The sequence below is a fragment of the Cupriavidus sp. 86D6 genome, assembly GCF_057815095.1.
On record NZ_JBYPSB010000002.1, the window covers coordinates 360678 to 375816 of the forward strand.

The window sequence follows — 15139 nt, forward strand, 5'->3', positions numbered from 1 at the left end:
GAACGGGGCAAGTCATGAATCAGGAAGCAGTCCGGACAGACACCGGGAAGCATGGCCAGCACGCCGGTCGCGCATGGCTGGATCTGGACCGGGCGCGCGTCTACAGCGCGGCGGTGCTGCTCCTGTTCGTGCTCCTGATGGCGACCTGGGCCTGGTACAGCCGGGGCTTCACCGACAGCCACGTCAGCCGGCCCGGCGCCGACTTTGCCGTCTTCTGGAGCGCGTCGTACCTGGCACTGAGCGAAGGCGCGGTGCATGCCTACGACGTGGCCCGGCACCTCGATGTGATGGCGGCCTATGGGCCGCTCGGCGCCGACAGCACAGCCGTGCTGCCCTGGCTGTATCCGCCCACGTTCCTGCTGGTCGTGCTGCCGCTGGCGGCACTGCCGCTCGCGTTCAGCTATGTGCTGTTCGCAATGGCAGGCGCCTACGCCTACCTGCGGGCGATCGGCGGATTGGTGGGCGCCGGATCGCTGCTGCGGCGTGGCCTGTGGCTGCCGGTGCTGGCATCGCCGGCCGTCCTGATTTCCGTCATCCTGGGCCAGAACTCGCTGCTGACGGCGTCGCTGATCGGCGGCGCGGTGTGCCTGATGGGCAGCCGCCCGGTGCTCGCCGGCGTGCTGATCGGGCTGCTGGCCATCAAGCCCCAGCTCGCGCTGCTGGTGCCGGTGGCGCTGATCGCGGGGCGCCATCTGCGCACACTGGCCAGCGCGGCGGCCACGGCCGCGATCTTTGCGGCGGTCAGCGTGGCCATCTGCGGCTGGGAGACCATTCCGGCGTTCCTGCGCAGCATCGCGTGGGCCCGCGCCAATCTCGTGGAAGGCACGCCCGAGGGGTGGTACTGCATGCCGTCCGTCCTGGCGGCCGCGCAGCTGGCCGGGCTCGGTGCTTCCGCGGCCTATGCGGTGCAGGCGATGGCTGCCGTGGCGGCCGCGGCGTCCGTGGCCTACGTCTGGTCCCGCACGCGCGAGGTGCCGCTGTGCGTGGCGGTACTCGCCGCCGCCGCGCTGCTGGCCACGCCGTACGTTCGCCACTATGAACTGACATGGATGGGGCTTGCTGCGGCTGGACTGGTCGGGGACGGCATCCGCCACGGGCTGGCCGGCCGCGAGCGCGCGCTGCTGCTGGTGGTGTGGTGGCTGCCGGTCTTTGAGCACTTGAATCCCAAGCTTGGCATGCCCCAGATCGGCCCGGTCGTATCGGCATTGCTGGTGCTGGTGGCCGTGCGCCGGGCGATGGCCCGCACCGCTTGCGCGCCGGTTGCGGCGCCGGTGGGAACCTGACATGGCCACGGTACACGCCGCCGCCCACCGCAGCGGGGCCGCTGCGTCCCCAGCGCATTGGCTCGACCAGCGGCGCCTGCGTCTCTACGCAAGCGTGGCGCTGGGGTGCTACGCGCTGTATTTCGGCATCTGGCTGCTGCGCGCCTGCGTGCTGAAGAGCCCTGGCGTGTTTGCGCCGGGCGGCGACTTTGTCGTGTTCTGGAGCGCGGCAAAGCTGGCGCTGTCCAGCGGGGCGGCCGCACCCTACGACTTCGCCGCGCTGCGGCAGATGGAACTGTCCGCCGTGCCTGGTCTTGCCATTGGCGACGGGGTGCTGCCGTGGCTGTATCCGCCCGCATCGCTGTGGTTCGTGCTGCCGTTCGGGTTGCTGCCCTATGGGCTCGCCACCTTTGTCTTTCTGGCGGGGGGCGCGGCCTGGTACGCGTGGGCGATGCACCGCACGCTGCCCTGGCGTGACGCGCGTCTGGCGGCGGTGGCGTTTCCGGGCATCGTCGTCGTACTGGCTACCGGACAGAACGCGCTGTGGCTGGCGGGGTGCGCCGGACTCGCGCTGACCTGCCTGCAACGGCGTCCGGTGCTCGCGGGCGTGCTGCTGGGCGCGGTGGCGATGAAACCGCAGCTTGCGCTGATGTTCCCGGTGGCCCTGCTTTGCGCGCGTGCCTGGCGTGCGCTAGGCGCCATGGTCGCCACGACGCTGTTGCTGACGCTGATCTCGCTGCTCGCGTTTGGCACCGAGCCGTTCGCTGCGTTCCTGCGCAACGCCGCCATGGCGCGCGAATCGGTGGAGCAGGGCGCCGCGCTCCTGGCGCGCATGCCCACGGTGTTTGCGGCGGTGAAGCTGATCAGTGGCGGTGTGCTGCTGCCCTATGCCATCCACGGCGTGGTGGCGGCGGCTGCGCTGGCATCGGTCATGTATGCGTGGACCGGGCCCTGCAGCTTCGCGCTGCGTGCGGCGGTGCTTGTCACGGGCGGGCTGCTGCTGCCTGCCTACCTGTACGACTACGACCTGGTGTGTCTCGGGCTGGCCATTGCGTGGCTTGGCGCGCATGCGCATCGGGTGGGCTGGCTGCGTGGCGAGCGGGAACTGCTGGCCGTGCTGTGGCTGATGCCGCTGTGGACCCGCGTGACCGATGCGGGGATTGGATTGCAGCCGCTGCCGCTCGGGCTGATGCTTGCACTCGGGCTTGGCGTGTGGCGAATCCGGATGGAAAGGATGGAGGGGCATCGCCTGATGCCGGCAGACATGGCGCGCGACCAGACGCGCCGGGAGGAAAGAGATCATGGCTGACTATGACGAGAACCAGCTCTTGTCGCTGGTGGTGCCGTTCTACAACGAGGGGGACGCCTTGCAGGCCTTCTTCGCACGCGTGGTGCCGGTGCTGGAATCGGTGCCGCGGACGCGCTTCGAGATTGTCTGTGTCAACGACGGCAGCAGCGACGACACGCTGGCGCGCCTGATCGCGGTATCGCGACGCGACGCACGTGTCCGCGTGATCGACCTGACGCGCAACTTCGGCAAGGAGGCGGCACTGACCGCCGGCATCGACGAGGCGTTTGGCGACGCGGTGATCCCGATCGACGCCGACTTGCAGGACCCGCCCGAGCTGATTCCCGCGCTGGTCGAGAAATGGCGCGCTGGTGCCGAGGTGGTGCTGGCCCAACGCGCCAGCCGCGCCAGCGATACCTTCCTGAAGCGCGTGACCGCCACCGCCTACTACCGCGTGCACAACTGGCTGTCGGACCTGAAGATCCCCGAGAATGTCGGCGACTTCAGGCTGATGGACCGCACCGTGGTCAACGCGCTGAAGCAGCTGCCCGAGCGGCACCGGTTCATGAAGGGCCTGTTTGCCTGGGTGGGCTTCACCACGGCGATCGTCCAGTACGAACGGGCCCCGCGCAGCGCCGGCGAGTCCAAGTTTTCCGGCTGGCGGCTCTGGAACCTGGCGCTGGAGGGCATCACCAGTTTCAGCACGCTGCCGCTGCGCAGCTGGACCTACGTCGGCTCGATCGTCGCCATGGTCGCGTTCTGCTACGGCTCGTTCATCGTGGCCCGGACGATTGTCCTTGGTGTCGATGTGCCCGGTTATGCGTCGGTGCTGTCGCTGCTGCTGTTCTTCGGCGGGCTGCAGCTGATCGGGCTGGGCGTGCTGGGCGAGTACATCGGCCGCATCTACGACGAATCGAAGGCGCGCCCGATCTACCTGGTCAAGCGCCGCTATCAGGACCGCCGGCCGCAAGGGCGCTTCGGCAGCGGCGGCCGGGTGATCTCGATCGCGGCGGGCGGCAAGCGGCAATAGGTTTTTCCGGGGGATTTCTCCGAGGGGTGGGACGCCGCCCGGTCCGGTCAGGATCGGGCGGCGTTGTTTTGATGGCGCGCCACGATCTGCGCAAGCAGGCCGGCCAGCACGAAGGGGGTGATCTGCGGCATGCCACCGATCACCAGTGGGCTCATCGCCTGCGCCGGTACCAGCCACGTGATCGCCAGCAGCAGGCGCTCCCACGCACGACTGCCATGCCGGACCATGTCCACGCACAGCAGGGCCAGCGGTATCGCCAGCCAGGCCAGATCGTAGTAGATCAGATAGGGCTGGACGATCAGCGTGCCGACCACCAATGCCGACGCACCCAGGGCAAGCCGCGCCCGGCCACTCCACATCCACACGCATGCGGCCACCGCGCACAGCGCCACGGCGGCATGTACGGCGTAGGCCAGCGGCACGTCGATGCCGGCCACGCGCAACATGCCGAAGAGCGTCGGCGCGCCACGCAGGACGCCGCTGTTGATTGCCACCGCCTCACGGAACATCGCCATGCTGCGGAAGAACGCCGGATAGACGTCCACGCCGAACGCAGCGGTGGTCAGGCCGACGAACAGCGCCGTACCGCCTGCCGCCGCCACAAAGGCTACCCAGCGCCGCTCGCACAGCAGCATCAGCGGAAACAGCACGCCGAGTTGCGGCTTGACGCACAGCAGCGCGATGCAGGCGCCAGCGGCAATCGGATGGCGCCGCAGCAGCCAGAGTGCCCCGCCGGCGGCCACGGCGGTGAACAGCGAGTTCTGCCCCGCGATCAGCGCCACCCAGACGCCGGGGAAGGCCAGTGCCGGCACGAACCAGTAGCGGTGTATCCGGCCAATCACGGTACGCAGGTAGCCCAGATACACCGCGACGCCGGCCAGCGAGAACAGCACCAGCGCCAGCCCGAACGGCAGCAGGGCCAGCGGATAGATCAGCAGCAGGAACGTCGGCGGATAGGCGAACGGGCCGAAGGCGGTCTGCAGCAGCGGGCGCTCGGCGGCGCGCAGCAGTTCCCAGTCATAGGCGGCCGGTGCGCCATGCAGGTGCGCGAGCGAGGACGCGCACCAGTACACCACGAAATCCCAGCCCATCCCCGGCACGGTTGGATTGGCGATGATCGCGTGGCTGTACCACCATGCGCCAATCACGATGCACTCCAGGGCCAGCAAGGTGGCCGCATAGAGGCAGATCCGTCCGGGCGTCAGCCAGCGGGCGGGTTGCGCGCCGCCGTGTGTCGCGGGCGTGGGCATGTCGGTGACCGCTGGCATGGGGGGCTCCTCTTGATGGGCCGGTCCGGCCCGCTGGAAGTGAAGGCCGGCCCGGCTAGCGATACGTCCAGGTCCGGTGAAATACGAAGGTGACGGCCGGCACCACCGACAGGATCACCGCCAGGCCGGCCCAGTAGCCGAGCCCCAGCGCCTGCGCGCCGGCCGATATGGCAAGCGTCAGGCCCAGGCCCAGCAGCGATACGATCAGAAAGCGCACGTAGCTGTCGCGCGAGGGCGTGGCGCCGAAGCTCCACAGCGTGTTGAGCAGGTACGACGCGATATTGGCGACGACGAACGCCACGCCGTTGGCGCTCACCTGCGACGCATGCAGCAGGTAGATCAGCGGCGTGGCCACCGCCACGTGGATGCCCGTGGCGATGACGCCCGATACGCCGAAGCGAACCAGCCGCACGAAGGTGTCCCGCGACGGCATGCGCTGCCATATCGTTGGCCTGTCCGTCGGCCTGTCCGTCGGCCTGTCCGTCGGCCTGTCCGTCGTCTGGCCTGGCGCGCCGCTGTCGCGCAGGCGGGATGGAGACTGGGCGTGCTGCATGGTCGGGCTCCGCGTCGGCTGCCGGCTGATCCGCTGATCGGCCGATCTGGTCAGTTCAGTTCAGTTCTGGACGCAGACCAGTCCCACGTTGCCCTTGCGCACCTGCAGCTTGTAGTCGCGCATGAGCCGGAACAGCGTGACGCGCGAGATGCCAAGCTCGGCCGCCACGTCGATCAGGCGCTCGTGGTGCCGTTGCAGGGCTTCGACAATCGCGTTCTGTTCGGCCGTTTCCCGAATAGCCGCCAGCGTGAGCGGCTTGGTCTCCACGGGCGCGCCGAGTTCGAGATCGGACGGCTGGATCACGCCGTTCTCGCACATGGCGGCGGCCAGGCGAATGCGGTTCAGCAGTTCGCGCACATTGCCCGGCCAGGAGTGGGCGGTGATGGCGCGCAAGGCCAGCGGCGAAAAGCCGCGGATATGCTCGGGCGAATCCTTGCGCACGGTCTCCAGGATATGTTCGGCCAGCAGCAGCACATCGGAGCCGCGTTCGCGCAGCGGCGGCTGCTTGACGCGCAGCACGCACAGGCGGTGATACAGGTCGCCACGGAACCGCTCGGCCGCCACGGCCGCTTCGAGGTCGACGTGCGTGGCCGAGATGACCCGGACATCGACCGCCACCGATTCGGTGCCGCCCAGCCGTTCGATACGCCCGGTTTCCAGGAAGCGCAGCAGGCTGGTCTGGCTTTCTAGGGGCATGTCGCCGATTTCGTCGAGGAACAGCGTGCCGCCCTGCGCCATCTCGATCCGGCCGGGCTTGCGCTTGGTGGCGCCGGTGAAGGCGCCGCGCTCGTAGCCGAACAGTTCGGACATCAGCAGCGTGGGCGGAATGGCCGCGCAGTTGACCGCGACAAACGGCTGGCTGCCGCGGCGCGACGCACGGTGGATGGCCTGTGCCGCCAGTTCCTTGCCGGTGCCGGACTCGCCCGAGATCAGCACCGGCGTGTCCCACCTGGACACCTTGTCGATGCTGCGGTACAGCGCCTGCATGGCGTGGCATTCGCCGATGATGCCGTGCGGACGCGCCTCGGGCACTGTTGGCTGCTCGCGCCCCGGACGCAGGGCGGCCATGCCGACCGCGTGACCGAGCGCCCGGCTCAGATCGGCCGTGTTGAACGGCGCCGTGTAGTAGTCGATGAAGTACAGCGTCAGCAGCTTGCGCGTGGTGTCGGTCAGTGCGTCAGAGCTGCTGATCGCGCCGATCCAGCCGATGTGGCGCGCAGCCAGCCACGGCTCCATCAGCTCGATTTCGACGTCGCTGAAGCCGCTGTGGAAATCGAGCAGGCCCGCCGAGAACGGTCCGTCCAGCGGCAGACCGGCCAGGTCCTCAAGGCTGTTGGCAAATACCAGCTTCCATCCCTGGCCGGACAGAAAGCGGCACAACGACGCATCGTGATGCCTGGACAGATACAGCAACGGGCGGTTGACGTAATAGCTCATGATTTCCCCCAGCATTTTTTGTTTTTTCCAACTGCCGTGGCGACGAGTCAAATACGGACTCCACCACCTGGCTTGCGGGAGAAAGGAAACGTTGAATCGCTGGAGGCAAGCCCATCCGGCGCGGTTGCGCCTGACCGAGCGTAGCGGCAGTGATGCGTGACCCGTGCCGCTGCTTCGTGATGAGTGTATTCCCCCGGTCCGGCTCTGAATTCGCCGATTCCCGTTTTCCCGCAAACTTTCCGGTCGGCCCGCCGGATACGCTGTTCACCCCATTCGGCCGCGTGCAACAGAAGAAAAAACCCTGGGCATATATGTCGTGGCGGCAATCCGGCTGATTGCCCGGATGCCGCCACGCGGATTGGATCTGCACATTGCTGCGTCAGTCCATCACTGGTTGCGGATTTGGCTCGCCTGGGAACGCTCCAGCTCCGCAAGACCGACCCGTCCCTGGAATCAGCCCGTTGATGGCAATATAGTCATCCATCGTTGGCCTATGTTAAGTCATTGATTTAAATTGTATTTTTTCATTGACCCAAATTTGCGGCCGCTGGCTGCGGCAAAAGTGTTCCATTTATGAAACTTTGCCCTGGGGCGGCAGGGTGGAAGGGCCTGCCATATCCGGGGAGCACCGCCCATCGGTGACAAACGCAGATATACCGTATGGCATCTTTCTCCCCACGCAAGGGGGGACAGGGAATGTCTACGCCACTTCCCGGGGGCCGATCCCTTACGGATATTTCGGTGGAAGGATGTCTCTCTTTTGATACTTGGGGTCGCAGACATTGCTGCGCTGCGGTCGGTTACCTTAACGAAGGCTGAAGAAACCGCTGGGGGGTTGAAAATCATTATCGATACTCGTCCTCCGCACGGGATGGCATGCCGATTTCCGTCCGTCATTTGGTCGAATTCTGCGGTTTGGCCTCGCCTGTACGGATGAGTTTGGAGGGGATTTGCACTTGACCTCCAACCCCTGCTCTAAATGGTTGCAAACGTGAAACAAGCCGTCAGACGGTATGCGCAGTCTGTTTCACTGCTGTAGTACCTCCGCAGGCGCAATGCCGGCAATCTGCTCCTTGAGCCACGCGTGAAAGCGATGGATGGCCTTTTCGCGCGGATTCCCTTCGCGCCAGGTCACCCAGTAATGCAGGCTCGACGGGATACGCGTGGTGCCGATCTGCACCAGCTGGCCGCTCACCAAATAGTCCTGCGCCAGTTGCGCCCGGGCCGTGGCCACGCCTAGCCCGGCCACTGCCGATTGCAGCATCAGCCCGGCGTCCTGGAAGATCGGGCCGCGTTCGGGTTCCTCGGGCGGCAGCCCGGCCATCAGCAGCCAGTCGCGCCACGGGCGCAGCGCAAAGCGCAGCATGGGCAGCCGCGGCAGATCGGCCACGGTAAAGCCGGGGTACCGGGCCAGCAAGGCCGGGCTGGCGACGGCAATCACATGGTCTTCAATCAGGTTGTGGCACTCGAAGCCGGGCAGGTCCACGCGCTGGTGCCAGATGCCGACATCGACCGAGTACGGGTCAGGTGGCGAAATCTCCGCATGCAGGCGCAGATGCAAATCCAGTTCGGGTGCCTGCGCATGCAGGCTCGGCAGGCGCCGGATCAGCCAGGCGTTGGCCAGGTCGGCCATGACGCTGACCTGCAGCCGGACCACGGGCGGGGCCGCCACGTCGCTGGCCTCACGCAGGGCCACTTCCAGCTGGTCCAGCGCGCCGCGCACCTGTTCGGCCAGCCGGGCGCCGGCGCTGGTGGGCGTCATCGTCAGCCCGGTGCGCCGGAACAGCTTGGTGCCGAGGTTGTCTTCCAACGCGCGAATGTGATGGCTGATGGCACTGTGCGTCAGCGCCAGTTCTTCGGCGGCACGCGAGAAGCTGCGGTGCCGCGCGGCGGCTTCCAGCGCGCGCAGCGCCTGGAGCGGGGGCAGGTGAGGGGGGCGACTGTTGACCATGGCGGTGCGGAATGTCGTCAAATTTTACTCACAATTGCCGCGGGTATCTTTCGCTGGTCTTGCACCAAGCTGGTGATCACAATGCAGGGCATGAACACTTCCACCGCTCATCCCACCCGACCGGCTGCCGCCGCGGCGCAGCCTAATCATGCCGCGCCGGCGCGCTGGCGTGTCCTGGCGTTCTTTTCGCTCGGATTTCTGGTGTCGTATATCTTCCGTGGCGTGAACCTCGGTTTCGCGCCGTTCCTGACGCGCGAGCTGGGGCTGACCGCCGGCGACCTGGGCTTGCTGACGAGCTTCTACTTCCTTGGCTTCGCCTGCGCGCAGCTGCCCGCCGGCATCCTGCTGGACCGTTTCGGCCCGCGCCGCACCGAGGCTGCGCTGCTGATGCTGGCGGTGGCCGGATCGCTGGTGTTTGCCTGGGCGCCGGGCATGGTCGGGCTGGCCGTGGGCCGCGCGATGATCGGCGTTGGGGTGTCGGTGTGCCTGGGCGCCGCCATCCAGGCGCTGTCGATGTGGTTTCCGCTATCGCGCATGCCGCTGCTGAACGGGCTGGTGATGGCCATTGGCGGCCTGGGCGCCGTGGTGGTGGGCGCCCCGCTGTCGTGGCTGCTGTCCTGGACGGACTGGCGCACGCTCAGCGCCGGCCTGGCCGCGATTTCGTTCGGCATGGCCGTCTTGCTCTGGTTCGGGGTGCCCGACGTCAAGCGCGTGGGCAAGGAGAGCTTTGCCGAGCAGCTGCGCGGTACGCGGACGATCCTGAGCAGCGAACGCTTCTGGCGCGTGGTGCCGCTGACCCTGCTGAACCAGGGCATCTTCCTGGCCGTGCAGACGCTGTGGGTCAGCGCCTATATGCGCGATGTGCAAGGCTTGACCGCAGGCGCGGGCGCGCGGCTGGTGTCGGTAATCGGTATCGCGATGATGGCCGGCTGCGTGGGCGCGGGCTGGGCGGCCCGCCATCTGGAGCGGCGCGGCATCAGCCTCTATGCCTTCGCCGGTTTCGGCATGATCGGCTTTATCGTGGTCCAGCTACTGCTGATGGCCCGCCTGCCGTTTATCCCGCTTGCCGTGCTGTGGGGTGCCTATGGGGTGTTCGGCTCCAGCGGCATCCTGACCTACGCGCTGCTGGCCCGGCGGTTCCCCGATGCGCTGATCGGCCGCGCCACCACGGCCATGACGCTGACCGTGTTCCTGGCCACCTTCGTGTTCCAGGTCGGCATCGGCTTCGTGCTCGATTTCTTTCCGGCCACGGGCGGCCACTATCCGGCGGCGGCCCATCTGTGGGTCTGGGCCGGACTGGTGGCGGTCCAGGTGCTGGCGGCGATCTGGTATCTGATGGAGAAGCAGCCCTAGGGCGCCGTCAGGCCGTGGCGGCCCGCCCGGTCACAGAACGATGGGCCGGTCGTCGAGTTCGTTGGGGTTGCGCCCGCCGTGGGTGGGAAAATGCGTGGTCAGCAGCGCGTGGATCTGCGCGATCGCGTCGAGCACGGGCTTGACCGACAGGTCGCTGGCCAGCCCTTGCGCCAGTTGGGCGCAGATCTGCTGCCATTGCCGGGACGTGACGCAGGCGTCGATGCCGCGATCGGCCAGCAGTTCCACGGCATGGTCGGCCAGATTGATATACAGCAGCACGCCCGTATGGTCCTCGGTATTCCAGACCTCCAGCGCGCCAAATAGCGCCCGCGCGCGTTCGCGCGCCGAGGTGCCGCGCCACGCCAGCGCCAGCGGCAGGCTGGCTTCGATCACCACGCGCACTTCGCCACGGTGATGCTGCTCGCCCTTGTGCACGGCCACTTGGAGCTGATGGCGCGCTTGGTCGGGAAAGGCCTTGCGGGCCGTGCCGGGGCCGGTGCCCAGATGGCGCAGGACGCGCCTGAGCGACCGTCTGGACGCGGGGTGCGACGCCTGGGGTTTGTGCATCGGATCTTCGTTACCCACGATTAGCCACCGTTATCCACCGTTACCAGTTGCCGGACGCGCCGCCGCCATCGAAGCCGCCGCCCCCGCCGCCGCCAAAGCCGCCACCGCCCCCGCCGCCAAAGCCGCCGCCGCCAAAGCCACCGCCGCTACCCCAGTGGCGTCCGATCTCGTAGCCGGTCATGCCGCCCAGTCCGCCGGCCGTGCCGGTGGGCCAGCCGCGGCGGCCCGTCACCACGTGCGGGCTGCCGCCGCGCCGGAGCATGGCCGACAGGAAGAAGAACACGATGATGGCCAGCGGAAACAGCACCGGCAGCCAATCGCCGATATCGACATTGCCCTGCGGCTTGCGGCGGTCCGGCGCGGCCAGCCCTTCCTTGTCGATGGCGGCCTGGATGGCCGAGATGCCGGCGGCCAGCCCGCCATAGAAGTCGTTCTGGCGGAAATGCGGTGCCATCACGTCACGCAGGATGCGGCCGGACATGGCGTCGGTCAGCGACCCCTGCACGCCGCGGCCGGCCTCGATGCGCATCTTGCGCAGGCCGGGCGGATTGTCCTTGGCGACGATCACGATCACGCCGTCGTCGATGCCCTTGCGGCCCGCGCGCCACGCGTCCGCCACGCGGATGCTGTACGCGTCGATGGTCTCGGGGTCGGTGGTGGGCAGCATCAGCACAAAGATCTGGCTGCCGCGCTGCTGCTCGTATTCGGCCAGCACGTTTTCCAGCGCGTTGCGCTGATCGGCGCTCAGGGTGCCGGTCAGGTCGGTCACGCGCGCGATCAGCGGCGGCACGGCCACGAAGCCGTCGGCGGCCCGGGCCGGCGCTGCCAGCACGATGGCCAGCATCCATGCCAGGAACGAGAGCGTGACCAGTCTTCGCATGATGGCCTTTCGGGTTTTGCGTTTCAGTGCCGGGCGCTCAGAACTTCACGGCCGGCGGGGTGGAAATGGCTTTCTCGTTTTCCACGGTGAACGATGGCTTGACCGGATACTTGAAGACCATCGCCGTCACGTTGGTCGGAAAACTGCGCGCCAGCACGTTGTAGTCCTGCACGGCGGCGATATATCGCTGCCGGGCCACGGTGATGCGGTTCTCGGTGCCTTCCAGCTGGCTCTGCAGGTCGCGGAACGACGCGTCGGCCTTCAGGTTCGGATAGTTCTCGGACACCGCCAGCAGCCGCGACAGCGCGTTGGTCAGCTGGCCCTGCGCCTGCTGGAAGCGGGCGAACGCTTCGGGGTCGTTCAGCGTTTCCGGCGTGACCTGGATGCTGGTGGCCTGCGCGCGGGCCTTGGTCACGGCTTCCAGCGTCTCGCGCTCGTGGCTGGCGTAGCCCTTAACGGTGGCCACCAGGTTCGGAATCAGGTCGGCGCGCCGCTGGTACTGGTTGACCACTTCGCCCCAGGCGGCCTTGACGGCCTCGTCCTTCTTCTGGAAATCGTTGTAGCCGCAGGCGGAAAGCAGGCTGGCCAGCAGGCCGAGCAGCAGCCAGCGGAACAGGGCGGGGGTGGTGGCAGCAGGGGCGGTGGCAGTGCGCATCAAGGGACTCCTCGATCTCCGGAATGGCAATTCTGCAGTGTAGCGCAGCGTGGTCAAGCCGCCGGGCAAAGTACGTGCCGCTTGACGATGGTCGCTGCCGGCCGGTAGATTGCATGCCCATGCCGTGCGCCCACCGCCTTTCCTTCGTCCTGTCCGTACCCGTCCTGGGCACGGTGGACCAGGCTGCGCGCGCCAAAGCCAAAAAACAGTCGCTCGTCTGACCGGAGCGCGCTGTTCCGTCAGATGGGCGACGGAACAGCACCCACCGGCTGAGAGGGCGTAGCCGCCTGGTTTTTCTTCCCCTTGCCGCAAGTCCTGCCTCGTCGCGTATCGACGGTTTTCTCAACCGGTCGATCCGGAGTGTATGGATGCAAACCACGCAAACTTCCTTCCAGGGCATCTGGCTGCCGCTGGTGACCCCATTTATCGACAATGCCGTCGACCATGCCGCACTGCGCCGCCTGGTGATGCACTACCGCGCCACCGGGCTGGCCGGCTTTGTGGTCTGCGGCAGCACGGGCGAGGCGGCCGCGCTCGACGCATCCGAGCAACTGGCTGTGCTCGATACCGTGCTGGAAGCGGCCGCCGGCCTGCCGGTGATGATGGGTCTGGCCGGTAACCACCTGGGGCATATCATGGCGCGGCTGGAACAGCTGGACAGCCGTCCGCTGGCTGGGGTGCTGGCGCCCGCGCCTTACTACATCCGCCCGTCGCAGGCGGGATTGCGCGACTGGTTCATGCGGCTGGCCGATGCTGCCCGGGCACCGCTGGTGCTCTATGACATTCCCTATCGCACCGGCGCCACGCTGACGTTGGACACGCTGCTGGCATTGGCTGACCATGACAATATCGTCGCCATCAAGGATTGCGGCGGCAATGCGCAGACTACCCAGGCGCTGATCGCGGATGGCAGGCTATCAGTGCTGGCGGGAGAGGATCACCAGTTGTTGGGCACGCTGGCGTTGGGCGGGCGCGGGGCGATCATCGCCTCGGCGCATTTCCGGCCCGAACTGTTCGTGGAGATCTGGCGCGCGGTGGAAGCAGGGCGGCTCGCCGAGGCGCGCCGCCTGTTCCATGCGCTGATGCCGCTGGTCCAGGCCCTGTTCGCCGAGCCCAACCCGGGGCCGGCCAAGGCGCTGCTGGCCCGCCTTGGCTGGTTGCGCGACGAACTGCGCGCGCCGATGACCAGCGCATCGCCGGAACTGGCGAACCAGCTCGCGGAGATGTTCGAGAGGCTCCCTGCTTGACGCCACGGGTTTGCTCCCCTCTCCAGCAAGGCGGGAGAGGGGGTTGGGGGAGAGGGCGGGCGAATCAGGCGCCGCCGGGCTGGATCCAACCGGCGGCTTCTTTCTGGTTCCGGGGTGTTAGCCCGCCTTGAATGCCTTTTCGGCGGCCTTGACCGTTGCGTCGATGATGGCGTCGTCGTGCTTTGCCGAGACAAAGCCGGCTTCGAAGGCCGACGGCGCCAGGTAGACGCCTTCGGCCAGCATGGCGTGGAAGAAGCGGTTGAAGCGGCCCACGTCGGCCTGGGTGACCTCCGCAAAGCTGGCCGGCACGGCGTTGGTGAAGTAGAGGCCAAACATGCCGCCGATGGCATCGGCCGAGAATGGCACGCCGGCGGCGCGGGCGGCGGCGGTCAGGCCGTCGGTCAGCTTGCGCGTCTGGGTGGCCAGGCGGTCGTAGAAGCCCGGTGCCTGGATCAGCTTCAGCGTGGCCAGGCCCGCGGCCACGGCCAGCGGGTTGCCCGACAGCGTGCCGGCCTGGTAGACCCCGCCCAGCGGCGCCAGCCTGGCCATGATGTCGCGCCGGCCGCCAAACGCCGCCGCTGGCATGCCGCCGCCGATGACCTTGCCCAGGCAGGTCATGTCCGGGGTGATGCCGTAGTGCGACTGCGCGCCGCCCAGCGCCACACGGAAGCCAGTCATCACTTCGTCGAAGATCAGCACACTGCCGTGTTCGCTGCACAGGTTGCGCATCGCCTTCAGGAAGGCCTCGCTGGCGCGCACCAGGTTCATGTTGCCGGCCACGGGCTCGACGATGACCGCCGCGATCTCGCCCTTGTGGCGCGCGAACGCTTCTTCGAGCTGGGTCACGTTGTTGTACTCGAGCACCATCGTATGGCGCGTCACGTCGGCGGGCACGCCGGCCGACGACGGCGCGTTCTGCGTGGTATCGGCAAACGTCAGCAGGCCCGAGCCGGCCTTGACCAGCAGGCTGTCGGCGTGGCCGTGGTAGCAGCCCTCGAACTTGATGATCAGGTCCCGGCCCGTGAAGCCCCGCGCCAGGCGCAGCGCGCTCATGGTGGCCTCGGTGCCCGACGACACCAGCCGCACCTGCTCGATCGACGGCACGAGCTTGCAGATTTCCTCGGCCATCACGATCTCGGCCTCGGTGGGGGCGCCGAACGAGAAACTCTGCACGGCGGTTTCCTGCACGGCGCGCACCACGTCCGGGTGAGCGTGGCCGACGATCATCGGACCCCAGGAGCCGATGTAGTCAATGTACTGCTGGCCGTCGGCGTCCCACATGTACGCGCCCTCGGCACGGGTGATGAAGCGCGGCGTGCCGCCGACGGAACGGAAGGCGCGCACGGGCGAGTTGACGCCGCCGGGAATGGTCTGCTGGGCGCGGTCGAAGAGCTGCTGGTTACGGGACATGGGAATCTGGCCAAAAGAGAAGACTGGGTAAGACAGGCGTCCGGCCGGGGGCGGCTTGCTCGTGCCTCAAGCCGCGGTCTGCCCGAAATGGGGGCAATCCTGGCCGAAAGGGTGCCGTTCAGGCGGCATCTGCACGTCAAATTGCACGAACGCGGCGATATTGGGCCATTTGCGCAGGCCCATGGGTGGCGTCATCGGCGCCGATTGGGTACCATCATGCGCTGGATTTTAATGGAGA

Annotated in this window: 13 protein-coding genes; 5 read left to right on the forward strand and 8 right to left on the reverse strand. The window is 67.4% G+C overall.

The features are described from left to right. The first annotated feature begins 14 nt into the window (after nt 1-14). Genes AC3G88_RS06700 through AC3G88_RS06710 form a run of 3 tightly spaced genes read left to right on the forward strand, consistent with a single transcriptional unit; the run spans nt 15 to nt 3580 of the window. Entirely contained in the window at nt 15-1283 is a 1269-nt protein-coding gene (locus tag AC3G88_RS06700) for a glycosyltransferase family 87 protein (RefSeq protein WP_488771056.1), read from the forward strand. Nucleotide 1284: 1 nt separating this feature from the next. Next, nucleotides 1285-2571: a glycosyltransferase family 87 protein gene (locus AC3G88_RS06705; protein ID WP_488771057.1), complete on the forward strand. Its 1287-nt coding sequence runs from the start codon at nt 1285-1287 to the stop codon at nt 2569-2571. After that, on the forward strand, nt 2564-3580 hold the full coding sequence (locus tag AC3G88_RS06710) for a glycosyltransferase family 2 protein (protein WP_488771058.1): 1017 nt from the start codon (nt 2564-2566) through the stop codon (nt 3578-3580). Before AC3G88_RS06705 ends, AC3G88_RS06710 begins: the two co-directional genes overlap by 8 nt. Nucleotides 3581-3627: 47 nt before the next feature. Here AC3G88_RS06710 and AC3G88_RS06715 read toward each other — a convergent pair whose 3' ends face one another. The 4 genes from AC3G88_RS06715 to AC3G88_RS06730 form a co-directional block, all read right to left on the reverse strand. Further along, nucleotides 3628-4848 (reverse strand): glycosyltransferase family 87 protein, encoded by a 1221-nt coding sequence (locus AC3G88_RS06715; RefSeq protein WP_488771059.1) that lies wholly within the window; start codon nt 4846-4848, stop codon nt 3628-3630. A 55-nt stretch (nt 4849-4903) separates the two neighbouring features. Beyond that, on the reverse strand, nt 4904-5281 hold the full coding sequence (locus AC3G88_RS06720) for a GtrA family protein (RefSeq protein WP_488771060.1): 378 nt from the start codon (nt 5279-5281) through the stop codon (nt 4904-4906). A gap of 180 nt (nt 5282-5461) precedes the next feature. Then, a complete protein-coding gene (locus AC3G88_RS06725; RefSeq protein ID WP_488771359.1) occupies nt 5462-6838 on the reverse strand; it encodes a sigma-54 dependent transcriptional regulator in 1377 nt (458 codons plus the stop codon). Between the two features lie 1027 nt (nt 6839-7865). Continuing rightward, nucleotides 7866-8789: a LysR substrate-binding domain-containing protein gene (locus AC3G88_RS06730; RefSeq protein WP_488771061.1), complete on the reverse strand. Its 924-nt coding sequence runs from the start codon at nt 8787-8789 to the stop codon at nt 7866-7868. A 90-nt stretch (nt 8790-8879) separates the two neighbouring features. Between AC3G88_RS06730 and AC3G88_RS06735 the strand changes: the two genes are divergently transcribed. Continuing rightward, nucleotides 8880-10142, forward strand: a complete 1263-nt coding sequence (locus AC3G88_RS06735) for an MFS transporter (protein WP_488893247.1) — start codon at nt 8880-8882, stop codon at nt 10140-10142. 30 nt (nt 10143-10172) lie between these two features. Here the strand turns inward: AC3G88_RS06735 and AC3G88_RS06740 are convergent, their stop codons facing one another. The 3 genes from AC3G88_RS06740 to AC3G88_RS06750 are packed head-to-tail and all read right to left on the reverse strand — an operon-like array spanning nt 10173 to nt 12244. After that, complete coding sequence (locus AC3G88_RS06740; RefSeq protein ID WP_488771063.1) at nt 10173-10709, reverse strand: TPM domain-containing protein; 537 nt, start codon at nt 10707-10709, stop codon at nt 10173-10175. A gap of 40 nt (nt 10710-10749) precedes the next feature. Further along, the gene (locus tag AC3G88_RS06745; protein WP_488771064.1) at nt 10750-11589 is read right to left on the reverse strand and encodes a TPM domain-containing protein; all 840 of its coding nucleotides are present in this window, start codon (nt 11587-11589) and stop codon (nt 10750-10752) included. 37 nt (nt 11590-11626) lie between these two features. After that, a complete protein-coding gene (locus tag AC3G88_RS06750; RefSeq protein ID WP_488771065.1) occupies nt 11627-12244 on the reverse strand; it encodes a LemA family protein in 618 nt (205 codons plus the stop codon). Nucleotides 12245-12612: 368 nt separating this feature from the next. Here AC3G88_RS06750 and dapA point away from each other — a divergent pair, with 368 nt between their 5' ends. Next, nucleotides 12613-13491, forward strand: a complete 879-nt coding sequence (gene dapA, locus AC3G88_RS06755; RefSeq protein ID WP_488771066.1) for a 4-hydroxy-tetrahydrodipicolinate synthase — start codon at nt 12613-12615, stop codon at nt 13489-13491. 117 nt (nt 13492-13608) lie between these two features. On the opposite strand, the gene hemL is transcribed toward dapA, so the two are convergent. Further along, nucleotides 13609-14901, reverse strand: coding sequence for a glutamate-1-semialdehyde 2,1-aminomutase (hemL, locus tag AC3G88_RS06760; RefSeq protein WP_488771068.1), 1293 nt, complete (start codon nt 14899-14901; stop codon nt 13609-13611). Between the last annotated feature and the right edge of the window lie 238 nt (nt 14902-15139).